Below are 22,097 nucleotides of genomic sequence, written 5' to 3'. Positions count from 1 at the left end.
CTCCGTAGTAGTAGGGTTAAGCGTGTTCGGTAATTTGATTTTCGGTTGATTTTGGATCACCGAACATTTCTCGAAGTTGGTAGGCTCGAAGTTCAGGTATTTTGTCTTCACTCCACTGAGACACTGCTGGATGCTCAATACCTAGAATGCCTGCCAGCTTTACAACCGAGCCATCGGCATAGCTTAAAGCTTCTTGTTTAGTCACTTTAAAAGTTCCTTTTGTCGCGGTTAAAGTAAGTTTTATTACCTATTAAAACACAGAAAACTTACCTTATCAACTGGTAAGATAACTTACTATAGGTTAGGAGGGTAAGATGGAAACGTTGGGAAAACGCATATTCAATTTAAGAAAGCAAAAGCAGCTCTCAAGAGAAGCACTTGGCAAAAGAATTGGCGTGTCTAAAACATCAATTAAAAATTGGGAAGACGACGAAAACACTCCAAAGCATGAATACCTAGATAAGCTTTCTTATGTTTTTAACCGTAGTATTGATTACTTAGTAGATGGTAAGGCTGACAGTCCTGTTGTAGAGCTGCCATCGAACATCGTTGCCATCGGCAGGCCTTCTGAATACGCACCAGTCAAAATTGAATATTTAGATATTAAAGCCAGCTGCGGTTCTGGTTATGCAAATGAAGACTTCCCTACTGCACATTCTGAGTATTTAAGCGTTGAGTTTTTGCGAGATAACGACCTACCTATCGACGGAAAAGGCGTGATAGTTATGCACTCTTGTAATGACAGTATGGGTTACACCATCCCTAATGCTTCTTTGATTATCGTAAATACCAATAACCGAGAGTTTGATAACTTTGTAAACAACAAGATATATGTATTCAGTGTTGACGGTGAAATGATCTGTAAGCGTGCTATTAAGAACTTGGACGGCACTGTTTTATTGATATCAGATAACCCTGATAAGCAGACTTACCCTGACCAAATAGTGACCCGTGATACTTTCGGGCATTTTGATTTGTTTGGTAGAGTGCACTGGGTATCCAATAAGGTTTAATTATGAGTAAACTATTAGGACTTCTTTTGTCGGCTTCATGTCTTTGCACAAGCATTAATGCCAATGCTGTAGATTGGGTGGCCTTGGCTGAATCTACTGATACTAACGTTCAGGTATATTTAGATATAGACTCAATCAAGCCTTACGAAAAAGAAATCATGCTGGATAACTCAGGCGGTAATTATATGTCTGGGTTTGCGCATTTTTCTTATCTCGACGATCATGAATACAGAAAGAAGGGTTGGTACTATATGCAATACTACTTCATAGTTAATTGCGATGATAATACTTACTACACTCCTGTGTTTAATGCTTATGATGCACAAAACAGGGTGGTAGATAGTCATCGTAATAGGTATTTTACAGCCAATGACTTTAATGTAGCTTTCCCCAACAGTCTGGGAAACTTTGTTATTCACGATATGTGTTTATTCTCACGCTCCTAATGTAAGCAAGTAAGTCTTAGCTCTTTATTCGCACAAGCCACCTTTAAGTGGCTTTTTTATTGCCTACAAGAAATATGATAACCTTTCTTACTTTCTTTCTTGACTTAAAAGGTAAGTTAAGTTACCTTATATGTATCAAAACGGCAAACGCCTTGCGAACAATCGCTAAAACTATTTAACAACTCAATGAAAAAAATTAGCTAATAAAAAATAGCCAATCATTTTAGACGGTTGGCTATCACGTATTAACTAACGGTCTACGACCACTACTACGGAGATAAAGATATGGCATGTAAATGCTTAGAAGATTTACCCGAAAAGATTATCGCTCATTGCAACCAACCGCAAACACCAAAGCAACCGCCAGTGTTAAGAGCAAGATTTAAAGACGTAGTATTCCCAATGCGCGACGGTCAAATCACTAGCGCATTGAAAGCAGATATTTTACTGGCGGTCGAAGGTCGTAAGACACCAAAGAAAACGACTATGACTTTTACTTACTGCCCTTTCTGCGGTGTGAAGTATCAGGAGGACGTATGAGCGAAGAAGATATAAGGGTGCTTAACGCGTATAGAGCAACATCAATCTACACAGTCAACGCGGTAAAAGCAGCAATAGAGGATATGGGGCAGAGTTTAGCGAGCAGTGTTTATGACGCAGACACTAAAGGCGTAATTCGAGACAGGATCGTAGAGCTAGAGCATTACCTCGATGTTATCGAGAGCGATCCTGAATAAATAACCAGTTATTACAACATAGCCGATTGCTCGCAGTCGTCTATCTCGTAACAACCTACCCAATCGATAAGGAGTCAATTTTGGCAGACAAAACAGAACAACTGACCAAGCGCGAGCAACTAGCCGCCATTGCCATGCAAGCGCTTATCACCGCCAATACTGGTAAGTCCAGCTACGCGACGGCAGAAACAGCGGTTAAACACGCTGACGCGCTGATCAAAGCACTTAACAAACAGGCATAGAAAAGCCCCAATCAGCACGAACTGAATGGGGCATAACACTCTACTACGGAGTCCGTAAATTATGGCACATCTAATAAAGCAAATCAACATCGAGCTGACAGCAAAGCTCGCAATATCCGCGCTACTCGCCAGCGCAGTCATCGTTACTGGTGCAAACGCTATCGATACTGGCATCGAAGCAGAAGATCGCACGCACTTAGAGCATAAACTGTGGCTTGAAGAAAATACGGTTACTGATAACGATGATCAGTACGAGTCTAGCCAGCAGGCTGAAACTGCTAAGCACGCTAACCTGGTTATCGCTAAGGCGTATGGGAGAGAGTCATGAGTAACTCTAATCAAGCTGGGTGGGAATGGTCGCAGGAAGATGAGCGACGCTGGCACGCCGAGCAAGAGCTTGCAGCGACTCGCCAGCCAATAGATCAGTCAGTGACAGATCGGATGCTCGCTGACTTTGACAGTATTTTTATGAATGAGGGTGAATAATATGAATAGTGACATACAAGTAAATGCGCAAATGAATGCGCCTGGTTCTGGACTTTTCAACTTTAACAACTTCTCTGAAGTAATCCAAGCCGCTAAGCTTTTAGCTAACTCAAACATCGTACCTGAGACTTATCGTTCGATAGTAGTGAAAAAATCAGGATGGGGTGACAACTACAGAGAAGAGCGTATCGAAAACCCTAATGCGGTCGCAAACTGCTTGATCGCGCTCAATATGTCTAATCGCATGGGTGCTGACCCCTTAATGATTATGCAAAATCTTCACCTTATCGAAGGCCGTCCAGCATGGTCATCAACTTTCATTATCGCAAGCATTAATTCTTGCGGCCGTTTTGGAACATTAAATTTTGAGTTTACCGAAATTGGCAACCGCGATATTCAATATCAAGAATCTACTGGTTATGGCAGAAACAAGCAGTACAGCAACAAGACTGCCAATATCAACGAGTTCTCTTGCGTGGCATGGGCGATTGATAAAGCGACTGGTAAAAAGGTGGAGTCTTCACCTATTACTTTGGAGCTCGCCATTCAAGAAGGGTGGTATTTCAAGAAAGGCAGTAAATGGCCCACCATGCCGCGTCAAATGGCAATGTATAGAGCTGCGGCCTTCTTTGGTCGAGTTTATGCACCAGAAGTCACGATGGGTATCTACACCAAGGATGAGGTTGAGGACTTTACTGAAGCGCGTGACGTAACTCCACCCCAGCAGCAAAGCAATCAACCGTCTGCCATATCTCAAGTCAGTCAAATGCAAAGCAACGAGCCTGCCATAGAGTACGTTGACGATGAGCAAGCCAACATCCTAACGAAAATGATTGAGTGCATAACCAATCCAGACTCTATCGCTAATATCGAAAAAGCTATTCCGGATGTAAGGATGGTAAAAGCAAGTGATTTTGACGCCTATCAAAATAAGCTCAAAAAAACGATAGACGCGCAAGCTATCCAAGATGAACAGGCAAGCTACGCGCAAGAGCAGTCTGATAGTGCTAATGAGTACGAGGCAACCACTATCGTCAATGGTGTTCAAGATGTTCTTTACGACAATCAACAAGAAATGGCGGAGGGATAATGAATGCAGAAGAGCAGCCCGAATGCTAATCGGTCTATATTCAAGACGCTAAAGGTTATTCTGGATAGTGACGCCTTTTTGTCTGTCTTAGATATGAGCAAGATTACTGGTTTTGGTGTGCGCATGTCCCAGCGTCATGTTGAGGTGCTGTCTGATGTAGGGATAATCAAAAGAGTAAACAAAACAGAGGGTAAAGGCTATCTCTATATTAGAAATATTGAATTTATCAGCGCATCAAAGGATATGTCCCCTGCACAGCGACGGTGTTATGAACCTTAGCGAGAATGGACTTTTGGGGTATAGGACAGGTAAGACCCCTTTGCTACGGCACTATGAGCGAAGCCTCAGAAAAAAGGAAAGCGAATGCCCCGTAGGGCTAACACTAAAATCCGACTGGCAGCCGTAAGTTGCTTAACAAACCATCAATCGTTTAGGCAACTGGTATCAGCTAGTTGGTGAGGTGATGGCTCAAAAAGGGCGTGTCTGAGATCAGGCGCTCCAAGGCGACGACGCAAGGGTAACGCTAGAGTGGCGTTACTACCTAAACACCCTATTTAAAACCACTACGGAAGAATGTTATGCAAAAAATTAAAAAATTTAGAGTTTGGGATAACACTGACTATATGTCAAAACCATTTACATTGAACGAATTACAAGCAGGTTTAATTCAGTTTGATTGCGCGTGCCCTATCATGCAATTCACTGACTTAAAAGACGTGAATGGCAATGAGATTTACGAGGGCGATATTGTCCAAGTAAGCGGTAATGATGGGTATTATGTTACCGCTAAAGTGGTTTATGAGTGTGGCGCATTTTGGTTTTATGCAAAAAACATATCACTCGTTTTTAATGAGGACTGCGACAACATGGTCATGCTGGCGTCGATGTATATTGAGGATGGCGATAGAGGTGATTCGCTAGATATGGTTGGCGTTGTAGGAAATATCTACGAAAATCCTGATTTACTAGGAGGCGCGACCAATGGCAAAGATTAAAAACCGCGACAAGCGCAAAAAGGCGCAGGCAAAGAAAGTAAACCAGGCGCGTGCAAAAGAGCCGCAATTTTATGATGGTTATATGGTTATTCCGCTGGACCCATCATTGAGCGACACGCAGACTCGTGACCGCTGCCAATTTTTTGATGAGTTTAGGCATAAAGGCGTCATCAATGAGGTTTTGGGCTATCCCCATCGCTACAAGATGACAGCCCATGTTTTCAGTCGTCAATATGGCAAAGCTGTTGCCACGGTTGATAAAGACTGTCTCAGTGAACGTAGAACCATACCTGAAATGGCTCAAATAGCGTTTGCAGCAGCGCGAGAGAAAGAGAACGACATCGATATGCCAAGCTCTTACGTTGTTCTGCGAGCACAAAAGCTGACCGATAAAGAGCGTAAGGCGATAGACGCTGAACGCCTGGTTGAGAAGAAGCAGGTGCCACTCATGGGCCTAAACTACGCAAAAGCAGAACAGATGATAAAAAGAGAGTTGCGGTTAATGACAGCGAAAAACCAAGGGAGTCAAGCAGCATGACCACGCCAGCAATGATTATAGATTTTGAAGCGACCGATGTTAGTAAGGAAGCGGAAGCAACGCAGCTTGGGTATAGAAATATAGGTTTTGATGATGAAGGTGCGTTAATAGCTGATATGGCTTTCTACGATGGCGCTATAGATTTTGCTAGTCATACGATCAACTGCCAACCTGATCGAGTTATTAGCTACGGTGCAATGGCGGTCAGTCATATCACACCTGAAGATGTTGAAGGACACCCAAGTCATAAAGAAGTGGTGCCGCAATACCTACCAAAAGGTGAAGCCTACATCGTAGGCCATAACGTCGATTTCGACATTCAAGTCGCTGCCAATGCTGGCGTCGATGTTAGCCAGTATAAAGCTATCTGTACGCAAGCACTGGCGCGTCGATTGCTGCCCGACTTGGATAGCCACTCACTAGGCGCACTGACCTACGCTATTAACCCTGAGCTAGCGCGTCAGCATTGCCGCAATGCTCACAATGCTGGCTGGGATGTGACGTTTACGCTGTGGCTGCTTGAGCATCTATGCGAGCTGGGCGGTATTACCAGCATGGAACAGTTATATCTTGCCAGCGAAGAGGCGCGAATACCGCTTACTTTTACCTTTGGCAAGAACGAAGGTAAAAACATTAAAGAAATGGCGTGTCATGAGAAGGACCGTAAATACCTACATTGGGTCATAGACACTATTAAAGATAAGCCATATCTGATAACCGCTTGCAGCGCTGTGCTAAATACTATTACTCCGTTGATATGGGATAAAGCCAGCCTGCCCTTTTTAGCAACTGTCGATAATGGTGATAACTACCATGTCTACTATAGTCCTGCCGCAGCTAAGCCTTACACCGCCCTTAAAAAATTAGATGATCGTGTTGTTGATGACGGTTATTTTGACACGGTAGAGGACGCTAAGGCTTGGTGCAATAAACATTTCAACATAGGAGCTTTTCCTCATGAATAATACAAAAGAACGTCCAATAGTTTTAACGGTGCAAGAAGTCAAAGCAGTGCTTGCAGGTGACAAGACACAGCATCGAGTGCCGTTTGACTTTGAGTTTATTAAAGAAGCCAACGTGCCAATCGTACAGAAAGTAGCAGATGAAACGAACTGCACTTTGTCGGAGCTCGTAACTGGCGCCTATCAAGATGGTTCGGTTTACGACTTTGAGTGTCCACTTGGTAAAGTTGGTGATCGTTTGTGGGTACAAGAGCCAACGCATACAGCTAATAGCTGGGATTGGTTCTATGATGCGACGCACTCGTTAGTTGAATGCAAAGACCCTTACACACCAAGTGACTTGTACTTGCCGTGGGACGACGATCATCAAGAATACACGGGGCCTATTGACGCTGAACACATGCCATATTGGGCAAGTCGCATACTCTTGGAGATAACCGATATTCGTATCGAGCGAATAAAAGATATTAGTGAGGCTGACGCAAAGGCAATGGGGTTAAAACCAGACTATTGCGATCACAAATATCAAACTTGCGAAGATATAGGTTGTATCGGCATATGGGCTAGCGCTCTTTTCCTGCATTTACGACATGAAAAAAAACTTGCCGTGCATTACACAGATTGGGTTTGGGTGATTGATTTTAAAGCAATAGAAGGAGTACATACGAATGGCTAAGAAGTCATGGAAGGACGTCACTGAAGACGAAAAAATGAAGATGAAGCAGTTTGTTATTAACAATCCAGACGACACACCGCTGACGCCTGAGTATGCCGCAAGCTACTTGGATATATCAACCGCAACACTGCAAAAAATGCGCTGCACAAACACTAAAGGCATACCCTTCTTTAAACCGCGCCATAAATGTATTGTTTACTATAAGCGCGATTTAGATAACTACCTAACCAATGACGCATACCAGTGCACCGCGCAATATGCGTAACGCGGCCCTGCGAATTTTCCTTAGAATGCCGTTACCGTTTTCCTGCCTTGCCTCACGGCCAGCTCTGGCCGTGGGCACTGTTTACAGCAAGCAAAAGTACCCATGAGAACTTCTTGGGCACTTTATAATTATCGTTACACAATAGTCATATATTGCCATTTATCGCTAACCACAATATAAGTATTTGATATTTATAGTTATATATCGCTATATATCATCATGTATTAGTATTTATCTCTATGTATTTTAACCGAATATAAGACTCATAATCCTTTGGTCGTAGGTTCAAGTCCTACTGGGCCCACCAAATTCAAACCCTTACAAGTCAATGACTGTAAGGGTTTTTTATTGTCTAAAATTTATGTGACTGCATGGATGTAATTAATTTTTTGATACTATAGTAAACCCTACCAAGAACTGTTACGGTAATTCTAAATTCCAGCTCGCTAATTACCATGACATACCCCATTACCCTTCGTAAAAAGGTACTACAGTCTCTTGAACAAGGCATGAGCGTGCGCACCGCAGCGAAGCTTTATGATATGAGTCCCACCACCATTATTAACTGGAAAAAAGACATCAGTATCAAGCCCATCGTTAGAGCACCGCGCAAAATATCTAATGATGCCCTAAAACAAGACATTACTGACTATCCTGACGCTTACTACTATGAAAGAGCTGCTCGTTTGGGCTGTAGTAAGTCTGGCGTAGAAGCTGCCATGAAGCGGCTGGGCTATACCCGCAAAAAAAAGTCTTAAACACCCAAAAGCAAGCTGGCTTAAGCGATTAGAGTAAACCATTAAACTGAAACACTATCAATGCCAAGGCTACCCTATTATTTATATGGATGAAAGCGGCTTTGAGCAAGAAGTCATCAGAGCTTTTGGCTATACGCCAGTAGGCAAACCTTGCATCGATATCTATAACTATCAAAAAACAAAAAGAACTAACGTCATTGGGGCGCTATATCAAAAAAGCTTGTTTGCCGTGGACACGTTTACTCAGAATATCAATTGGCAATTGGCAAGTGGTGTATAACTGGTTTAAGTATAACGTCATTCCAAAGCTTGGTCGCAAATGTGTCATCGTCATGGATATGAGCGAGGATAAAGCAAAGCACTGTTTTGCCTGAGTGCAAGGGGAGAGCTATGATCGAGTACCAGATTTCATAAGCACAAACGTATCAAAAAGCTATTAAACCGACATAGTCACCGTATTCTATGGCTACCGCCTTACAGCCCTGATCTAAATCCTATTGAGAAGAAGTGGGCTGAAGTAAAAACGCTCAGGCAAGGCTGGGGTGAGAATAATTTAAATCATTTATTCAGCAATGCCTGCTGTTACAACTTTAAGTTGGATTGACTGTATATAGTTTTTCCGACGCCAATAAACTCAACTATTTTGGATATTAAAATAATCAATTATTTTTTAATACGAAAGGTTTTAAGATGAAATCAAAGAAAATACTCGCCCTTGCATTTGTGATGTCGTGCATAGCTGCTTTAGCAGGCTGTAACACAACACCTGATAACAATAGTCAGTATACTAATGCAGTAGAGACTTCTCATAAAAATAGTCACAGTAATATTGCTAACCCCCAAGTTTTGGATATCAAGGGAAGTATTACTGGCTATGATACAAAGGAATATATATTCCATGCACAAGCTAATCAAGTATTAAGAGTAGTAAGACAAAACACATCAGACGATGTGGTATTAAAGTTACTGTATCTTGGAAATAACAATAAAACTAGTGAACTCTCTGGTGATTTCCAAGTCCTGCCTTATACAGGGGATTATAAGCTTATCGTAAGCCAAACACGCAATGATGCCCGTAAGCATGCAAACACCGCAATAAACTTTAATTTGAAAGCCTTTATCACTGACCAGCAGCAACCATCTAACCAGCAAAATTATGTCGTCAACTACAAGTGTGATAGCAACAAAAATCTAAGCGTAACCTACCACTTTAATAACCAAAAAACTAGTGCGACAGTGACTTACGATAATATTTCACAACAGCTAAACTTTGATGATCAATATAGTAAAAAAAATAATCCAGTATTCTCCAATAATAACTACTTACTGAGCGTAGGAACTATTAATGATGGCGTGTTTGGAGACTCAATGGTCTACTCTTTGGTAGATTTAAAAAAATCTAAAGATGGCTACGTGTTATTGCAAAACTGTCAAAAATTATAAACGTTGGTCTTTATGCTGTTCAAGTTGGTTTTGAGTTTATAAATTAATACCTGTTTTGACTGGGTTTAATATTTGAACCCATCCCGAATTGTAGTGGTCAACTAATTTTAGACACCTGATAAGAGGTTTTGATTAAAGTATCTGCTTTAGCATTGGGTATAATACAAGCGTAGACCTTGCCATTACGCTTTAATAGGCCAAACACGGGCACTTTGCTACCAGCACCTCGCCCTCGCTTGCCTTTACGAGTTCCACCAAAGTATGATTCGTCTACTTCGATTTCGCCTTCAAATAGACCAGGGTCTTGACTATTCTCGTAAATAAGCACTCGTAGCCTATGAAAGTAATAACTGGCTGTGGTTTTATTAACACCAATTAGGCTTGCTGCTGTTCTCGCGGTAGAACCAGCAACAAATAACTCGATGAGTCTGTTTTGTTTATACCAACTTAGTTTACTCTTTCTCATAGTGCTATCCTAAATATTTTTGCTTATCTAGGACAGCCCCAAAAACAATTAGTCTAAAAAAAAGACTTAGCAAACGTCTCCTTTAAACTCTTTGGCTCACGGCGCTTGACGTCGTTGAGTTTATGGCGAGTCTCGGAGGCGACTTGATAGGCCTTGAGACGCGACTGTTGTAAGTTTCCGATAGGACGGTTCTCTTCAAGACAGCGAAATGGGGTAAAGGATAGATTCTCCATAATCTCAAAATTACCGTCATCTGGTACGTCTTGGCAAGGAAGGGTTAAACGCGCTACGGTGACAAAGGGCGTATCCGACTCTTGCCACTGCGTCGTAATCTCTTCAATCGGCTGCTTTTTGAGATTACGGCATAGCTGAATCTGGATATCAAACTGATAATCATGTTCGCGTATCTCCTCAACGATAAGCGGTCGCATCGCCTCTTCGCGGGCGTCGACATCGACATCACGGCGCGTGACTTTTTTGACAGAAGCGGCTGTTGGCGTTGCCCGTATCTTTGCCATATAATCACCATGACGCACCACACCTTGCGAATGAAAGTCGTATAACAAGGTATTTTTTGGTTCAATCCTCGTAAAGCCGCCGATAGCTTTAAAGGTTTTAATCGACTCTTTGGTTGGTAATCTTGAGCCGTAATTGGTCAGCCAGTTAAACGCCAACTGCGCTTTACCGATCGCGCCCTTCTCCGTGTATTTAGGTAATTCCAAAAACAGTCTTGAGAGATAGGTATACTCCTCAATTCTATTGCAAAAGAACACCGGATGATTGATAAAGTTATAATCAAAGGTCGTACTGTCCTCCTCCCCGGGAGCGAGCTTCTTACCCGGTACGTCAAAGACTTTAATCGCGAGACCTTGAGCAAAGCCCAACTTACGATCAGCGAATACTCGAGATGAACCGTTGGACAAACGAATCACCGCATCATGAATGCCCGCTTTAGCATACAAACCTTGCGCGTACTCTTTGGGAATATCATCTAATATCTCAAACTTGGCTTTTAGTGCGCAGTACCCCTTGGCATGGGCATCACGCGTGTGATAATCGATATTGCTGGCTTTATCACTACGCGCAATATAGCTTTTGATATCGTCGGTAATAGTACGAATGTTTTTTTCGTCCTCAGCATTTAATTCGATATATTTTGGATCGTAGGGGACGTATTTGGGTTTAAATAATTTTTTTAGCATTATATTTCCTAATTTTATTCATGATTATTATTGTTAAGTGGTGACTATTACAAATGGTACTGAGAGTTAAGACAGCTCGCTAATCCATTTTAGCGCCGATAAACTCGGAATAAAAAAGTACTCGCCGCCGTGCAAGGTATTAAAGGTTTCAATACCATGGTAGCGTTTGCGAATTGGATCAGCCGGAACAGTAAAGTTATCTGCATCGCTGTCTTTATCACCAGAGTGCAAACCAACCATAGGATCTTTTTCTTCGCCTAAGCTCATAAAGTTGCCATCGTTGATCCACTGTGATTGCAAGAACTCAACCGTCTCCATGGCATGAGCATTAATACCAATAAAAAACAGACCGCGATCTTTGCCATCGTCCTCTATTACATCGGATGGCACAACTTCACCAAAGCCCACGCTACGTCTAACGATACGGTGAATACGCACATCAGATAAAATAAAATCTTCGCTATCGCGTGGGTTCATACGCCTGATATGCGCGCCAAACGGACACTTTTTACCGTAAGGATCGTCTTTATAACCAAAGTCGTTATTGCGGCTAGGATCATCGCCAAGCGCTTTATCATCATGATCGGGAGACAAAACGAGCGGCGCGCCTGAACGCCAGCGTCCCCACATTTTTGCACCCAGCAGCTCCGCCTCTTCCTCGCTGTCGGTATTATCTTTGCGGTATTTATTAAAAGTAGCAACATCGCTATGATAAGCACGTAACACCATAAACGAGCCGTTCTTGCCTAAGACTTCAGGCTGCGGCATAGGCGCAACTAGTCCTGCCTCCCCTTCGTAACCGAGCACAAACTCCCCTGCGGCAATAGGATGGCCGTCATGGTTCGAAGGCGTCTGAATACCACTGCCTTGAATCTCAGGATTACTGATACCATCACGATAACCAAAGACGTTTTTGACGTTGTCATTTGAACCAAAGTCCTGCTCGATTAGGATTTCTACATCACCATTAGCAGGATTGTCCACATCGATATGATCGGTAAGATTATCTCGAAGCTCGTCAAGTTTGGCCTGCCATTTATCTTTAGTATCAGCGATAATAGCCGCGCCCACATGGATATCACCCTTATCCCCAAAAGGTGCCATCCAATTCTCAGGGGCATTAACATCAAAATCGCGTAACTGCTCAGCACGCGCTGCCATACCTGCTTTAAAAGACTCAGGAAAGCTATCAAGTGATGACTGCGGTACACCTAATGCTTGTAGACCCTCGTAAGTCATGACGATAGACAGCGTGGCTTGCATGTCTTTGTGCCAGTCTTCACTACCGGTTACATGAGGCAACACCTCTGCTAGCATTTGTTTGCCAACGTCAGCATTATTGATTTTTAGTGCTACTACCGTGCCAAAATATGGGGCGGGACGCTCACGTAGGACGATGGATTGAATATCTTTTAGCTGCATGGTGACGAGATTGGGGTTAAAGACCCCGCGCGCCCTACGAGCCATCATCTCAATACCGTCACCGACTTCCTCTTTCACCCCTTTAAGCCACGTCTCAAAATCACTGTTTTCGATGCGATTGCCAAACTCATCTTTTAAGTCTTGCAACTTATCGGTCAATCCCGTTAAAGGTTTGTTATCATCATTACTCATACATCGCCCTATTCATTTTTTATCGTTATTAAAGTATGACCGTATCAAAGCCCTAAAATTTATGCGCTTAAAAATACAATGTCTAAAAAATTAGTTTGTTTGCGCTTCATCTAAAGCTTTATTGATGCCTTTAACAATACGCTCATGACGGCGAATATCTTGTACCGTCAGATGCGGGACGCCTACGTACCAGCCTGCAGCGGTAATCTGATGATCAAGAATAAACTGCTTAACACTTGGGTCTTTGATACCCGGCCAGCCTTTGACATTGCCGAATAAAATATCCATGAGTTCAGGAATTTTGGTGGCGAAATCATCAATATAAGGATCCCAGTCGCCGTCATAAGCGGTGCAAAAAAGCACTCTTGTATCATTATCTAAAAAGACGAAGCGCAAATCGTGCAAAGTGCCTACCCTTGTCGCGCCTTTTAGATTGCCCCCTGCTATTTTTAGAATCTCTTTGAGACGGGCAGCGCCGCCGTCTTTTAGCGGTGCGATAACGGTAAGCTCGGATACTTTGCCTGACTTTAGACCTTTCTCGCCGGCGCTAGAGGTTGAGTGATCATAACCGTCATTGCCGCCCTCTTTTAAATTCGCCACTAACAGATCTGCCCGCAGTTTAAAGGCATCCATAGACTCAGTGATTTTATCTTTCAGATCTTCTGAATTATCGATAATGCGCTCTTTATTATTGTTTTTACTCATAAGTCTTTCCTATATGATTGCTGTTGAGCTATTACCATAGCAAAAACGGTAAAAGGCTCAAGTAATAGCGGACTAATCACACAAAACAAAACATAGGTTTAACAATAACGTTTTAAATTGCAGCAGTGTTACAAAGATAGACGGCGCACTTACCGGCGCAATAAATCTTGGTCGTACTTATTAAGTCTTTAAAAGCATGACTGTTTTTGTACTTGTTATTAAATACTAAAAAAGCTTGGCTACTCTAGGTAACCAAGCTTTGAAATCATACTTCGAGTTTTTATAACTATTTATATAGTCAGTTTAAAATAAAATTGTTATGGTTAGGACAAACATCATAAAACAATTTGGATAAGTCGTTTTCCATCCAGCCTTGGCGTAGAAACTTCACCTGAGCCCATTTCTTTTCAATAGGGTTCAAATCAGGGCTGTACGGCGGCAACCATAAAATACGATGACCATGTCTATTCAGTAGCTTTTGAATACGCTTACTCTTATGAAATCTGGCATTATCCATCACAATCACGCATTTGGTTTTAAGATTTGGGATTAGCTTGTGTTTGCACCAGTGATAGAAGACGATGCTGTTGATGTTTGTCTCAAAGTAATCTAGTGCAAACAGCATCTTTTCATACAGAGCACCGATAACGTTGGTTCGCTTTTTACCTTGCCAGTTGTAGCGATCAATGCAAGGCTTACCAATCGGTGAATAACCATGAGAGCGAATGGTCTGACTCTCAAAGCCGCGCGCGTATATATAAACGATGGGATAGCCTTGCTGCTTAAAGCTATAAAGCTTACTGTGGTATATCGCTCTTTTGATCGGACAGGCTTTTGGATGCTCTAAGGTCTTTTTTTTGACTGATGCCTAGGCGCTTTAGGGCATGATGAATGCCTGTTTTACTACAGTTCAAACGGAAATACCCCCCAAATTTAAAACACCAAATAAGTAGAACTAAGCTGCCATTATACTATCGATATCCTTCCAATTTTCTTGCATCTCTGCGAGTATATGCCTTATCTGTTTGCTCAAACAAAAAAGCCTAACACCACTTTTCATCGTGGCATTAGGCTTTTTTTATATCTTTTTTATATTAAAAAGAAGTACGGCGATAGTGACGGTATTCAGGTAACCAAAAGTTTGCCTCTATTCGGCGTTGTAAGTTTTCCGCGGTATCAGGTAGTGCCAGCTTATCTTCAACCGCTTGCACTGCTACGGCATAGGCTATTTTTTCACTAATCTCTCTAATCACTTTAATTGGCGGTAGTATAGCACCCGGTGCTTTTTGGTACTCCATAGAGATATCTGCAAGGGCTTGGCTTGCCGCCATGAGCATATTATCACTGATACTTGTCGCCTGAGCCGCCAAAACGCCAAGACCGATGCCTGGGAATATATAGCTGTTATTACACTGAGACACCTCAAAGGTCTGGCCATTGAAGGTCGTAGGAGGAAAAGGACTGCCTGTTGCAATGATGGCTTTGCCACGACTCCAGTTCATCACTTCTTGCGGTGTTGCCTCAACACGAGTTGTTGGGTTTGACAGCGGTAATACAATTGGATGTTCCGTATTGGCGCATAACGCTTCGATGACCTCTTGAGTAAACAGACCTTTTTGGCCACTAACACCGAACAATACCGTGACACCGCCTTGCTGAACGACTTGTGCCAAACCGAGCTTGTTGCTCTTGTCCCAATGCGCAATGTCTGATTCTTTTTGTACCAATGGTACTTGGAATTTTTGTAGCTCGGTCATGCTGTCGGTCAACAGACCATAACGATCCACCATAAATACTTGGCTGCGTGCTTGCGCTTCAGTCAACCCTTCACGCTGCATTTGGCGAACAATATGTTCGGCGATACCACAACCTGCCGAGCCTGCCCCCAAAAACGCGATTTTTTGCTCGCTTAATTTTTGACCTTTATTCAAGCAAGCAGCAATCAAGGTACCGACCGATACCGCAGCAGTACCTTGGATATCATCATTGAAACAGCATAGCTGGTCACGATATTTATTCAATAATGGGGTGGCATTTTCCTGTGCAAAATCTTCGAACTGCAATAACGCTTCTGGCCAACGGCGTTTAACGGCTTGAATGAATAAATCCACAAATTCATTATACTCATCGCCAGAGATACGTGGGTTTCTCCAGCCCATATACATAGGATCGTCAAGGAGCTGTTGATTATTGGTGCCGACATCTAACAATATTGGTAAGCAATACGCTGGGCTAATACCACCGCACGCCGTATACAAAGACAATTTACCGATTGGAATGCCCATACCGCCAATCCCTTGGTCTCCAAGGCCCAATATACGTTCGCCGTCAGTGACAACGATCACTTTGACGTTTTGTTTGGTGGCATTTTGCAATATATCATCAATTTGATGGCGCTCAGCATATGAGACAAATAGCCCCCGTTTACGGCGATAGATTTGCGAGAATTTTTCACACGCTTGACCAACTGTCGGGGTATATATGAGCGGCATGATTTCTTCAATGTGCTGCTCAACCAAATGATAAAACAAGGTTTCATTGGTGTCTTGAATATTACGCAAATAGATATGCTTGTCCATATCACTCGTGAATGAGCGCAGCTGATGATAAGCACGCAATGATTGCTCTTCAATCGTCTCAATATTATGCGGTAGTAACCCAGTTAAATTAAAGCTATTGCGCTCTTCTGCTGAGAAGGCACTGCCTTTATTGAGTAAAGGGGTCTCTAAAAGAGCGGGGCCAGCAACGGGAATATATAAGGGACGCTTATTTGACATGATAAAATATTCTTCTTAAGGGCATATGAATGAAAACTGTATTAGGGCTGCATTATACATAGCATCGACTGCTATTTAACAATATGTAACAAAATCATTTTAAATATGTATTTTTTTAGAGATGTTCATCATTATGCACTCCATCCTGATTCGCATCCAATCGCTGACAACATACAATTGTCTTAATAAACAATTGCCCAATTGATGTAGCGGATATATACTTCTATAAAAGTATATATTTGTAAGGGAGGCTAAATTGTTTATTAATCATAAAAGATGTCCGAAATGTGATACTAGTCTCAAACGTTCTGATTGGAGCTGTAGCCATTGTGGTAACCAAAATTTGACGAATTGGATGCTCACTTTGCCTATGTGGGGCATTGGAATTTTTATCTTCATCATGGTTATTCTATTGATGATTAGCAATTTTTGTAGTGCTGAGATGTTCCGGTCATTTAGCAAGAGTTATGGTGTTATGTGCTGATTATAGACATAAAAAAGCCCAGCTATTGATATAGATGGACTTTTATTTATCAAGTAGCTCATATCTATCGAGTGACTAAAGATGGCTGAATAAAATCCATGTACCGATGGCAATTAGCATCACACCACCAAATATTTCAGCTCTGTGACCGATTATGGAGCCCAACACCTTTCATAACATCACCCCTAGAGTGACCATTATCGTAGTCGCTAGACCAATCAGACCCGCCGCCAGCAAAATATTGACCTTGACAAATGCTAGGCTCACACCGACAGCCATGGCATCGATGCTGGTACCAAATGCAGTCAAAGCAAGTTTAAAAAAAGAATGTCTCGATAGCACTTCTGCCGTTTCATCACTTGGCTTCAGTCCCTCATACAGCATGTGCAGACCGAGCGCAAAAAGTATGACAAACGCGACCCAATGATCCCATGCCTCAATAAAAGACGCATCTATAAAGGATGTGGCAGAGTGACCAATTAACCAACCAATAATCGGCGTGATCGCTTCAATGGTGCCAAAAATAACGCCCATTCTGAAGGCTTCGGTAAAACGAGGGTTTTTAAGAATTACTCCTTTACTGATTGCCACAGAAAAGGCATCCGTAGACATAGAAAAAGCAAGTAATAGAAGTGCGATAGGATTCATGTGATTTTCTCTGGTCGAGTATAGAGTCCACGACATAGCCACACCCCCGACCTGCAGTGTAGATATATCGATGGTCTCGCCAACCGAGAGGTGTTCGCACCATGGTATGTGGCCAAGTGTGTTGATACGAACGCTTTCGCAGTACGAAAGCAGGCTACTCCCCAAAGAGTGCTTAGATTAGCATTGATACGCTATAAGTCAATCATAAAATACTAAAGAAGAATTTTACACCTGATAAAGCGTGAAGTTGGAAACGCTAGCAAATACTCTTGGAGCAGATGAATGATTTAGAGAGTTATGAACATAAAGAAACCCTTCACGCTAAATTTTCATAGCATGAAGGGTTTTTTAATGCGTGGCGCTTTTTAGTAATCCACGGTATAGCTCAAGCCGTAAGTTGTCCCTGAAGCAGGCAAACGGTTTAAATCGCCAAAGGTCGTTTGATGATACACGGTCTGATAGTCTTTGTTTAAGATGTTATACACGCCGTAGCCCATACGGCCGACAGGTAATTTGACTTGCCCAAGCACATCAAAGGTCGCATAGCCTGTCAATGGCTGCGCACTCGCGTCTGGGTCGTTCTGTTGGTCTTTATAAGCCTTGTCGCTACCGCCGACTGCCAGCGCTTGCAATCGAATGTTACTGCCTTCGCTAAAGTTATACTGCGCGTATGCCGTGCCTTTGAGTGGCGTCAGGCGTACTGCATCCAGCTCCAGCCAGTCGCCGTCTTTTTTGTATTGCCCGCGGGTATAGGCAAGGCTGCCGCCAAACTGCCAGTCTTTGTTCAAATCATGCGTGAGCGAGGCTTCAGCGCCGTAAATACGTTCGTCCGTATCGACGACTTCGACGGTATAGTCGTTGGTAAAGCGCACGGTTTTGTCTGAGTCGTTATAAAAACCGCTAACCCTTGCGCTGGTATCACCGCGCTTACCTGTCCAGCCCAGCTCATAGTTATTGATAGAAATCGGCTGAATATTGTCTGAGTTGACCACAAATCCAGCACGCACGTCACGTAAGGCGCGCTGCACGTCAGCCGTGGTAAAGCCTTGCGAGAAGTTAGCAAAGACTTGGTCGTCATCGGTCAACTGATAGCTGCTGCCAAGGTTAAACAGCACTTTGTCGTGCTTACTGCTACCCGCCTCAACCGCACCTGCTTCGTAATCAATACCGTAAGCGTCAGCAATATCACTGATGCCATTGGTCGCAAAATAATCCGCCAATAGCTGCTCATAAATGGGTACAAAACGGTCGGTATCCGATTTGATGTTTTGATAGCGCACGCCAGCGCTGGTGTGCCATTTGTCGGTCATATCCACATCGGCATTGACGAACGCGCCCCATTTATCGATAGTGGTTTTTGGTCCGCCGTTATAGCTCAGACCATTACTTGTTGAAGTCAAGCCATTACTTGCAAGGAAGGTAGTCAGGTCTTGGCCATAATAGGTCTGCTCACTCTCTTCACGTTCAAAGTCCGCGCCATAGCTGAACAAGGTATTTTTACCCATAACATCGGTTTCAGTCTGCATAGCGGCGCGCAGTCCCATCACCTCAATGTCCGCTTCTGATTGAGTAACCACAGCCGATGCAGCCAATAATTTTCCTAAGGTTGTTTCATCCGTCAAGCCATTATTTACCCATACCTCTTGGGCTTGTTTGTTAAAAAGCTTTCCTGACGGATAAAAGCGTGCTTTTTCGTCACGGTAGTAGCCTGTTAGGCTAAGATTTGAGCCAAAAAAGTCGCTGTCATTGTAGTTTAAATTGAGCGAACTTTTAGTATTGTACGGCTGATTTTCGATATCGGCCCCATCGATAGCACGTAGTGACGGTGTGGTTCCTTTTAGCAGTACAGACAAGTTATCACCATAATCGACGCCATAATCGGTATCTTGCTCGCTGTCATAATAGGTCGCCGCAAGATTCATGGTCTTGGTGTCGCTAATATCAAAGCCAAGGTTGGCGTTGACGCTGACAGTATCGGTGTCTTGGTTGTCGGTTTGATTGGCGTCAGGGCTGATGCGGTCGCCATGACTGTCGAACTTGCCACCTGTGGCTTCATAATCTATATCAACATTACCATACACGCGCTCGCCACCATAACCAAAGCTATGCCCTACGTGATAGCCAAGCGAGTCGGATTTAAACTCGCGACTGCTGTTGATGCCAAGGCGTGTCTGCCCTGTGAAGCCATAGCCTGCCATTGATTTGGTCACGATATTAATCAGACCGCCTGCTGCCCCCGCGCCATAGATGCTGGTCGCACCTGAGAGCACTTCGACGCGCTCAATTTGCTCAGGGTCGATGCTGTTCAGCTCGCGTGACAGACTGCGCGAGCCAGATAATGGCACGCCGTTTAGTAAATACTGTACAGGACGCCCATGCATGGTCGTGCCGTAGTTACTGACCGAGCCGCTACTCACGCCGAGGCTGGGCACGAGCTGGGCTAAGATGTCCCCGACCGTGCGGTTACCTGTCGCCTGCGCCTGAATGTCCGCCTCACGAATCACTTGCGTGACAGCGGGCATTTCGCTGATTTTTTGCGCCAGCGCCGTGCCTGTCTTGGCATTGGCACTAACTGTAATAGCATCTAAAGTCACACTAGGTACATCGCTTGATGATGCATTCGAGGTCGCCGCAGCGGTGGCCTGCACACCTGATGCGCTTTGTACTGAATTGGCATTGGTTTGGGCGTATAACTGCTGGCTGATACAAAGGGTAAGAAGAGATAGAGCAACGTGATGGTGGCTTTTCATAATTACTTCACTTAGGTTATTTCACTTAGTTGGATAGGTGGACAGTGATATGCGTTATATTTAGCAAATGATACTGTATGTACTAACTTTGTGAATGAAATTCTAAATGATAATGATTTTTATTTCTATAAGTATTTACAAATAGGTTTTTATAAGTAGCGAGTGACCATGTTGACTGACTTACTGCAATTACCGTCCGTTTCTTTGGTAAATTTGGCGAAATGGTTAGACAGTGACATAAGCGGCTTGTCTCAAAGTTTGTTCAAATAAATAGATAAAAGGGATAAGCCTTCAAGCAGATCGTCATTGACACCGGTAATCTACATGCTGCCCAACTATGAAGTTGATCGTTATGGCGCGCGGGGTAATTTGCAGGCAGAAGGAAGTGTGAACAATAGCATCAACGCGATTATCACCAGTATTTCTTGGATAGCGCTTGCTATGCCAACATCACTACCTGCGGCTAGTAGCTGCGCGCTTCGACTATGGATATAAAGGGTTGTCAACGTGATAACGATGGTAGAGATGATACGGCGACTGATATTATTGAGTGCAGCTCCCTCAGTGACCGAGTCTTTAGGTAAGCTACTAAAACCCACTGTGGTGGTTGGCAGATACGCCAAACCCACGCCGACACCGCGCACACTCATCGTCAATATGAGTAGCCAAAGTGTGGGCTGGTACAAGCACCATGCGAGCATCAAAGTAGACAGCGCACTAATCGTGATACCCGCCATACCAATCCCTCGGGCACCGCGTTTGTCTACCCGCTTGCCAGCATAATGCGTGGTGATACTGGCGACGAGCGTCGCAACCATCAGAACGACGCCTGTCCATAAAGCGCTTTCACCCATCACCTCCTGAATCAATATCGGCAATAATAAAAGACACAGCATCAAGCCTACTGTTTGGGTGATACTAATGACATTACTGTGCAAATAAGTTTTATTGTCGAACAAACCCACATTTAGCAACGGATGGCTCTGACGACGCTCATACGCCCACCAAGCCACGGCTGACAGCAAAAATAAAATAGACAATGCGCCTAATGCCACTATTTTTAACAAATCATCGCGCCTTGAGATACCGTGAGTAAAATCTATTTTGAGGGTGCTCAGCCAAATCATCATCGCCAGTAGCCAGATGATCAAACTGACAAACCCTACCGTATCAAAAGGGCTTGCGGTGTCATGCGTGCCTCTATCAGGTTCAGGTATCAATCGCCACACCATCGCCATAACGATCACAATAAGGGGTAATGTAACGGCAAACAGTGTCCACCATGCAAACTGATCAACCAAATAAGCACCAATCAAAGGACCAAATGCCAAGGACATCATAATAACGATGCCCCATAGCGCCATTATCCTACCGTGCTGCTGCTTTGGGTAAATCTGATACAGCATACCAATTGAGAGCGGAATAATCAGCCCACCACTCAGCCCTTGTACGGCTCTCGCCATGATGACAAAGCTCATATTAAACGCCATCATACCCATGACCGAACCGAGCATAAACCCAAGTACTGCCGCCAAATAGACTGGCTTAGAAGCAAACCTTTTGTTTAAGTAACCACTCAGCATGAGCCCCACACTCATGGCCAATACATAAGCATTTAACACCCAGCCGCCCAGCACAATATCGACGTCAAACACTGACATAAAAACAGGGATCGCTGGGTTGAGCGCACTATTACTAAAGCTTATGACCGTACCACCGAGCAATAAGGTCACCAGTACCCGCCGTACTTGCTCATCGCTCAAGCGCTGATCCCTGCTATTTTTATGAGCATCATTCATA

Annotated in this window: 27 protein-coding genes, 2 pseudogenes and 1 riboswitch; of the genes and pseudogenes, 18 read left to right on the top strand and 11 right to left on the bottom strand. The window is 43.5% G+C overall.

Annotated features, from left to right (window positions below; translation table 11 throughout):
- Positions 1-16 precede the first annotated feature (16 nt).
- Positions 17-205: a Cro/CI family transcriptional regulator gene (locus BTW00_RS02140; RefSeq protein ID WP_075106010.1), complete on the bottom strand. Its 189-nt coding sequence runs from the start codon at positions 203-205 to the stop codon at positions 17-19.
- Positions 206-314: 109 nt separating this feature from the next.
- Between BTW00_RS02140 and BTW00_RS02135 the strand changes: the two genes are divergently transcribed.
- The 18 genes from BTW00_RS02135 (at position 315) to BTW00_RS02065 (ending at position 9,651) form a co-directional block, all read left to right on the top strand.
- Complete coding sequence (locus BTW00_RS02135) at positions 315-1,013, top strand: LexA family transcriptional regulator (RefSeq protein ID WP_075106009.1); 699 nt, start codon at positions 315-317, stop codon at positions 1,011-1,013.
- A 2-nt stretch (positions 1,014-1,015) separates the two neighbouring features.
- Entirely contained in the window at positions 1,016-1,459 is a 444-nt protein-coding gene (locus BTW00_RS02130) for a hypothetical protein (RefSeq protein WP_075106008.1), read from the top strand.
- Between the two features lie 285 nt (positions 1,460-1,744).
- Positions 1,745-1,999 (top strand): hypothetical protein, encoded by a 255-nt coding sequence (locus BTW00_RS02125; RefSeq protein ID WP_075106007.1) that lies wholly within the window; start codon positions 1,745-1,747, stop codon positions 1,997-1,999.
- Positions 1,996-2,196 carry a hypothetical protein gene (locus BTW00_RS02120; protein WP_075106006.1) on the top strand — a complete coding sequence of 67 codons (201 nt, stop codon included), beginning with the start codon at positions 1,996-1,998 and terminating at the stop codon, positions 2,194-2,196. The genes BTW00_RS02125 and BTW00_RS02120 overlap by 4 nt, the downstream gene beginning before the upstream one ends.
- 80 nt (positions 2,197-2,276) lie before the next feature.
- The gene (locus BTW00_RS14020) at positions 2,277-2,438 is read left to right on the top strand and encodes a hypothetical protein (RefSeq protein ID WP_178379233.1); all 162 of its coding nucleotides are present in this window, start codon (positions 2,277-2,279) and stop codon (positions 2,436-2,438) included.
- Between the two features lie 61 nt (positions 2,439-2,499).
- The gene (locus BTW00_RS02115) at positions 2,500-2,766 is read left to right on the top strand and encodes a hypothetical protein (RefSeq protein WP_075106005.1); all 267 of its coding nucleotides are present in this window, start codon (positions 2,500-2,502) and stop codon (positions 2,764-2,766) included.
- Entirely contained in the window at positions 2,763-2,924 is a 162-nt protein-coding gene (locus BTW00_RS14015; protein WP_178379232.1) for a hypothetical protein, read from the top strand. Before BTW00_RS02115 ends, BTW00_RS14015 begins: the two co-directional genes overlap by 4 nt.
- A gap of 1 nt (position 2,925) precedes the next feature.
- A complete protein-coding gene (locus BTW00_RS02110; RefSeq protein ID WP_075106004.1) occupies positions 2,926-4,014 on the top strand; it encodes a recombinase RecT in 1,089 nt (362 codons plus the stop codon).
- A 3-nt stretch (positions 4,015-4,017) separates the two neighbouring features.
- Positions 4,018-4,293, top strand: a complete 276-nt coding sequence (locus BTW00_RS02105) for a hypothetical protein (protein ID WP_075106003.1) — start codon at positions 4,018-4,020, stop codon at positions 4,291-4,293.
- 344 nt (positions 4,294-4,637) lie between these two features.
- Positions 4,638-5,009 carry a YopX family protein gene (locus BTW00_RS02100; protein WP_178379231.1) on the top strand — a complete coding sequence of 124 codons (372 nt, stop codon included), beginning with the start codon at positions 4,638-4,640 and terminating at the stop codon, positions 5,007-5,009.
- On the top strand, positions 4,996-5,547 hold the full coding sequence (locus BTW00_RS02095) for a hypothetical protein (protein ID WP_075106001.1): 552 nt from the start codon (positions 4,996-4,998) through the stop codon (positions 5,545-5,547). The genes BTW00_RS02100 and BTW00_RS02095 overlap by 14 nt, the downstream gene beginning before the upstream one ends.
- Complete coding sequence (locus BTW00_RS02090) at positions 5,544-6,512, top strand: exonuclease domain-containing protein (protein WP_075106000.1); 969 nt, start codon at positions 5,544-5,546, stop codon at positions 6,510-6,512. Before BTW00_RS02095 ends, BTW00_RS02090 begins: the two co-directional genes overlap by 4 nt.
- The gene (locus BTW00_RS02085; RefSeq protein WP_075105999.1) at positions 6,505-7,185 is read left to right on the top strand and encodes a hypothetical protein; all 681 of its coding nucleotides are present in this window, start codon (positions 6,505-6,507) and stop codon (positions 7,183-7,185) included. The genes BTW00_RS02090 and BTW00_RS02085 overlap by 8 nt, the downstream gene beginning before the upstream one ends.
- Positions 7,178-7,450: a helix-turn-helix domain-containing protein gene (locus BTW00_RS02080; protein WP_075105998.1), complete on the top strand. Its 273-nt coding sequence runs from the start codon at positions 7,178-7,180 to the stop codon at positions 7,448-7,450. The genes BTW00_RS02085 and BTW00_RS02080 overlap by 8 nt, the downstream gene beginning before the upstream one ends.
- Before the next feature lie 455 nt (positions 7,451-7,905).
- Entirely contained in the window at positions 7,906-8,208 is a 303-nt protein-coding gene (locus BTW00_RS02075) for an IS630 transposase-related protein (RefSeq protein WP_075105997.1), read from the top strand.
- Positions 8,209-8,293: 85 nt separating this feature from the next.
- Entirely contained in the window at positions 8,294-8,488 is a 195-nt protein-coding gene (locus BTW00_RS13890) for a transposase (RefSeq protein WP_143506478.1), read from the top strand.
- Between the two features lie 144 nt (positions 8,489-8,632).
- Positions 8,633-8,812 carry a transposase gene (locus BTW00_RS14280; protein WP_143506498.1) on the top strand — a complete coding sequence of 60 codons (180 nt, stop codon included), beginning with the start codon at positions 8,633-8,635 and terminating at the stop codon, positions 8,810-8,812.
- An 86-nt stretch (positions 8,813-8,898) separates the two neighbouring features.
- Positions 8,899-9,651 (top strand): hypothetical protein, encoded by a 753-nt coding sequence (locus tag BTW00_RS02065; protein ID WP_075105996.1) that lies wholly within the window; start codon positions 8,899-8,901, stop codon positions 9,649-9,651.
- A gap of 130 nt (positions 9,652-9,781) precedes the next feature.
- Here the strand turns inward: BTW00_RS02065 and BTW00_RS02060 are convergent.
- From BTW00_RS02060 to BTW00_RS02010, 10 genes and pseudogenes are all read right to left on the bottom strand, one after another.
- A pseudogene (locus BTW00_RS02060) lies at positions 9,782-10,117 on the bottom strand (IS1595-like element ISPssp3 family transposase); the annotation flags it as partial.
- A gap of 53 nt (positions 10,118-10,170) precedes the next feature.
- Positions 10,171-11,319: a catalase family protein gene (locus tag BTW00_RS02055; protein ID WP_075105994.1), complete on the bottom strand. Its 1,149-nt coding sequence runs from the start codon at positions 11,317-11,319 to the stop codon at positions 10,171-10,173.
- 66 nt (positions 11,320-11,385) lie between these two features.
- Complete coding sequence (locus tag BTW00_RS02050; RefSeq protein ID WP_075105993.1) at positions 11,386-12,933, bottom strand: Dyp-type peroxidase; 1,548 nt, start codon at positions 12,931-12,933, stop codon at positions 11,386-11,388.
- A 90-nt stretch (positions 12,934-13,023) separates the two neighbouring features.
- Complete coding sequence (locus tag BTW00_RS02045) at positions 13,024-13,566, bottom strand: hypothetical protein (RefSeq protein WP_075106084.1); 543 nt, start codon at positions 13,564-13,566, stop codon at positions 13,024-13,026.
- A 370-nt stretch (positions 13,567-13,936) separates the two neighbouring features.
- Positions 13,937-14,449 carry a transposase gene (locus BTW00_RS02040; protein ID WP_075105992.1) on the bottom strand — a complete coding sequence of 171 codons (513 nt, stop codon included), beginning with the start codon at positions 14,447-14,449 and terminating at the stop codon, positions 13,937-13,939.
- Positions 14,436-14,555: pseudogene (locus BTW00_RS14150) on the bottom strand (transposase); the annotation flags it as partial. The pseudogene BTW00_RS14150 and the gene BTW00_RS02040, both read right to left, overlap by 14 nt.
- A gap of 177 nt (positions 14,556-14,732) precedes the next feature.
- The gene (locus BTW00_RS02030; RefSeq protein ID WP_058023721.1) at positions 14,733-16,415 is read right to left on the bottom strand and encodes an NAD-dependent malic enzyme; all 1,683 of its coding nucleotides are present in this window, start codon (positions 16,413-16,415) and stop codon (positions 14,733-14,735) included.
- A 655-nt stretch (positions 16,416-17,070) separates the two neighbouring features.
- The gene (locus BTW00_RS02020) at positions 17,071-17,547 is read right to left on the bottom strand and encodes a manganese efflux pump MntP family protein (RefSeq protein WP_256713964.1); all 477 of its coding nucleotides are present in this window, start codon (positions 17,545-17,547) and stop codon (positions 17,071-17,073) included.
- Between the two features lie 7 nt (positions 17,548-17,554).
- Positions 17,555-17,722, bottom strand: a riboswitch (yybP-ykoY riboswitch).
- 190 nt (positions 17,723-17,912) lie between these two features.
- Positions 17,913-20,297 carry a TonB-dependent receptor gene (locus BTW00_RS02015; protein WP_075105990.1) on the bottom strand — a complete coding sequence of 795 codons (2,385 nt, stop codon included), beginning with the start codon at positions 20,295-20,297 and terminating at the stop codon, positions 17,913-17,915.
- Positions 20,298-20,647: 350 nt separating this feature from the next.
- Positions 20,648-22,096 carry an MFS transporter gene (locus BTW00_RS02010; protein WP_075105989.1) on the bottom strand — a complete coding sequence of 483 codons (1,449 nt, stop codon included), beginning with the start codon at positions 22,094-22,096 and terminating at the stop codon, positions 20,648-20,650.
- Position 22,097 lies beyond the last annotated feature (1 nt).

Origin of the sequence: Psychrobacter sp. C 20.9 (assembly GCF_001921765.1) — a bacterium.
Taxonomy (GTDB): domain Bacteria; phylum Pseudomonadota; class Gammaproteobacteria; order Pseudomonadales; family Moraxellaceae; genus Psychrobacter; species Psychrobacter piscatorii_B.
This window is presented reverse-complemented; position numbering and strand designations above follow the sequence as displayed.

Excerpts from the sequence above, each read along its gene's own strand:
- BTW00_RS02135 (WP_075106009.1), top strand. The coding sequence starts at position 315 with ATGGAAACGTTGGGAAAACGCATATTCAATTTAAGAAAGCAAAAGCAG.
- BTW00_RS02130 (WP_075106008.1), top strand. The coding sequence starts at position 1,016 with ATGAGTAAACTATTAGGACTTCTTTTGTCGGCTTCATGTCTTTGCACA.
- BTW00_RS02125 (WP_075106007.1), top strand. The coding sequence starts at position 1,745 with ATGGCATGTAAATGCTTAGAAGATTTACCCGAAAAGATTATCGCTCAT.
- BTW00_RS02120 (WP_075106006.1), top strand. The coding sequence starts at position 1,996 with ATGAGCGAAGAAGATATAAGGGTGCTTAACGCGTATAGAGCAACATCA.
- BTW00_RS02115 (WP_075106005.1), top strand. The coding sequence starts at position 2,500 with ATGGCACATCTAATAAAGCAAATCAACATCGAGCTGACAGCAAAGCTC.
- BTW00_RS14015 (WP_178379232.1), top strand. The coding sequence starts at position 2,763 with ATGAGTAACTCTAATCAAGCTGGGTGGGAATGGTCGCAGGAAGATGAG.
- BTW00_RS02110 (WP_075106004.1), top strand. The coding sequence starts at position 2,926 with ATGAATAGTGACATACAAGTAAATGCGCAAATGAATGCGCCTGGTTCT.
- BTW00_RS02105 (WP_075106003.1), top strand. The coding sequence starts at position 4,018 with ATGCAGAAGAGCAGCCCGAATGCTAATCGGTCTATATTCAAGACGCTA.
- BTW00_RS02100 (WP_178379231.1), top strand. The coding sequence starts at position 4,638 with ATGTCAAAACCATTTACATTGAACGAATTACAAGCAGGTTTAATTCAG.
- BTW00_RS02095 (WP_075106001.1), top strand. The coding sequence starts at position 4,996 with ATGGCAAAGATTAAAAACCGCGACAAGCGCAAAAAGGCGCAGGCAAAG.
- BTW00_RS02090 (WP_075106000.1), top strand. The coding sequence starts at position 5,544 with ATGACCACGCCAGCAATGATTATAGATTTTGAAGCGACCGATGTTAGT.
- BTW00_RS02085 (WP_075105999.1), top strand. The coding sequence starts at position 6,505 with ATGAATAATACAAAAGAACGTCCAATAGTTTTAACGGTGCAAGAAGTC.
- BTW00_RS02080 (WP_075105998.1), top strand. The coding sequence starts at position 7,178 with ATGGCTAAGAAGTCATGGAAGGACGTCACTGAAGACGAAAAAATGAAG.
- BTW00_RS02075 (WP_075105997.1), top strand. The coding sequence starts at position 7,906 with ATGACATACCCCATTACCCTTCGTAAAAAGGTACTACAGTCTCTTGAA.
- BTW00_RS13890 (WP_143506478.1), top strand. The coding sequence starts at position 8,294 with ATGGATGAAAGCGGCTTTGAGCAAGAAGTCATCAGAGCTTTTGGCTAT.
- BTW00_RS02065 (WP_075105996.1), top strand. The coding sequence starts at position 8,899 with ATGAAATCAAAGAAAATACTCGCCCTTGCATTTGTGATGTCGTGCATA.
- BTW00_RS02055 (WP_075105994.1), bottom strand. The coding sequence starts at position 11,319 with ATGCTAAAAAAATTATTTAAACCCAAATACGTCCCCTACGATCCAAAA.
- BTW00_RS02050 (WP_075105993.1), bottom strand. The coding sequence starts at position 12,933 with ATGAGTAATGATGATAACAAACCTTTAACGGGATTGACCGATAAGTTG.
- BTW00_RS02045 (WP_075106084.1), bottom strand. The coding sequence starts at position 13,566 with ATGGATGCCTTTAAACTGCGGGCAGATCTGTTAGTGGCGAATTTAAAA.
- BTW00_RS02030 (WP_058023721.1), bottom strand. The coding sequence starts at position 16,415 with ATGTCAAATAAGCGTCCCTTATATATTCCCGTTGCTGGCCCCGCTCTT.
- BTW00_RS02020 (WP_256713964.1), bottom strand. The coding sequence starts at position 17,547 with ATGAATCCTATCGCACTTCTATTACTTGCTTTTTCTATGTCTACGGAT.
- BTW00_RS02015 (WP_075105990.1), bottom strand. The coding sequence starts at position 20,297 with ATGAAAAGCCACCATCACGTTGCTCTATCTCTTCTTACCCTTTGTATC.
- BTW00_RS02010 (WP_075105989.1), bottom strand. The coding sequence starts at position 22,096 with ATGAATGATGCTCATAAAAATAGCAGGGATCAGCGCTTGAGCGATGAG.